Raw genomic sequence first — 640 nt, forward strand, 5'->3', positions numbered from 1 at the left:
TACTCAGCGATCTTGTCACCCATTTCTGATGTCGTCAGTGCAGGCTTGTCGCTTGCTAGGTCTGCGGTAAGCTCGCCTGCCGAAAGTGCTTTAGATACTGCGGATTCGATATCTTGCGCCGCAGCTTCTTCGCCAAGGCTGTAACGCAGCATCAGTGCAGCAGAAAGGATCTGCGCAACTGGGTTAGCAATGTTTTTGCCTGCGATATCTGGTGCGCTGCCACCGGCAGGCTCGTATAGGCCGAACTTGCTTTCGTTAAGACTTGCTGAAGGCAACATGCCCATAGAGCCCGTGATCATTGCACACTCATCAGAGATGATGTCGCCAAAGATGTTTGAACATAACATGACGTCAAACTGGGCTGGGTCTTTGATTAACTGCATGGTCGCGTTGTCGATGTACATGTGAGACAACTCGACATCTGGGTAGTCTTTGGCAATCTCTTCCACAACTTCACGCCATAAGATAGAACTCTGCAGAACGTTTGCTTTGTCAATTGAGCACACTTTCTTACGACGTAGACGAGCCGATTCAAACGCGATTTTTGCAATACGTTCGATTTCGTAGCGGTGGTACACCTCGGTATCAAACGCTTTTTCGTTAGCGCCTTCACCCTCACGGGCTTTCGGTTGGCCGAAGT

The 640-nt window shown here is 49.8% G+C and carries 1 protein-coding gene; it reads right to left on the minus strand.

From position 1 onward, the window contains the following. The coding region (gene leuB, locus R7R24_RS27780) for a 3-isopropylmalate dehydrogenase (protein WP_318120292.1) at positions 1 to 640 on the minus strand (640 nt) is incomplete at both ends.

Source organism: Vibrio sp. 704, from assembly GCF_033339295.1.